Origin of the sequence: Microcoleus sp. MON1_C1 (assembly GCF_036701945.1) — a bacterium.
GTDB lineage: Bacteria > Cyanobacteriota > Cyanobacteriia > Cyanobacteriales > Microcoleaceae > Microcoleus.
Window position 1 is genome coordinate 1 of record NZ_JAUBRO010000141.1, and the last position, 1,181, is coordinate 1,181.

General features: G+C 47.8%; 1 protein-coding gene. It reads right to left on the reverse strand.

What is annotated here, in order from left to right; genetic code table 11:
- The coding region (locus QUA62_RS29215; RefSeq protein ID WP_333408284.1) for a transposase at positions 1-966 on the reverse strand (966 nt) is incomplete at its 3' end.
- Positions 967-1,181: the final 215 nt, after the last annotated feature.

A 1,181-nucleotide genomic window follows, 5' to 3' on the forward strand; every position in this document is an offset into this window, starting at 1 on the left:
ATCGAGTGGGGGCATTTTTAATCCCACAAATGCTAACCACATCGGCTTATTTGTCTTAGCATAACCGTCGGTCGTCAGTCTTTCTACCAGCACAACAGACATCGAATGAGATGGGGACAAACGAAAATGGTAATTGTGCCAAACCCGCACCCGCAATTGACCTAGCTCGGGGTCATCAATCTCAATTTGTTGTGCTGGAGAACTCCAAGTTGTAGGAGCGGTGAGTTTGAATTTAGCGCCGTGAAGTTTGGGTCTGCCTCGACCCCCATAAGCACCTGGTGTGCCCCACAAACATAAATTCGAGCGCAAGCGCATCAGTTTATCTACACCAACCGATGCGGTTTGATTGATGAATGACGCACAGCCGTATTCGCTATCCCACAAAGATATTGCTCTTGATGGTAAGTTCTCACTTACCCTCGATAATTGTTGAGCTGCCATCGAGATCGGACTGTCCCAACTGGTGATTCGTTCGTGTAAAAATGGTAGGGCCCAACTGCCTTGTTCTTCGGGTATCCATGCCAGTGTACTGTAGCCATAGCCTACAGTTACCGGACTGCCTCCTAATTGTGAGGGGGAATGTTCGTAAGTGCGTTCTTTGAGAGTTTTGGCATCAGGTCTGGACCAACTCGTATGGTCGCCTGCTAAGACAATTGGTTCTGACGGTTGAATTTGTGCAATGTAAAGTTTCATTAATTGCTCTCGATCGGGCCGGGTATCTTGTAGTGCTTCGTAGACACTCGGCCACTGACGGCGAAAGACACAGGACAATGATAAATCAGCCAAGCTTTGAGCTTTTCTCGTCAGCAAGAGTGCATCCATTAATTCAAAGGTAGCATCTTGGGCTTGACATAAATTTTTGTAGATGGCTTGACGAAACTCAAGCAATTGAGTGACAACATTCATAGCGGTCGATCGGGTTGGTGAGACTTCCCTATCTTCCGTTATCCGGGTCAATTCAAACATGAGCTGACCCGGTATTTTTGACGCTTGGTGTATCACACTCTTGAGAATCGGGGCGCGATCGTAGAGTTGTTAGCGGGTGATCGTACTGAAGTCACGGGGCGATCGCGAGCGTCCTTTTTAACCTTAACTCCCTAACGGTCGCCATCAACATCATCAGTCGCTCCAATTCGCCCTCAAAGAGAACGTCAACGGTCGCTGGCATTTATCCATTGGTT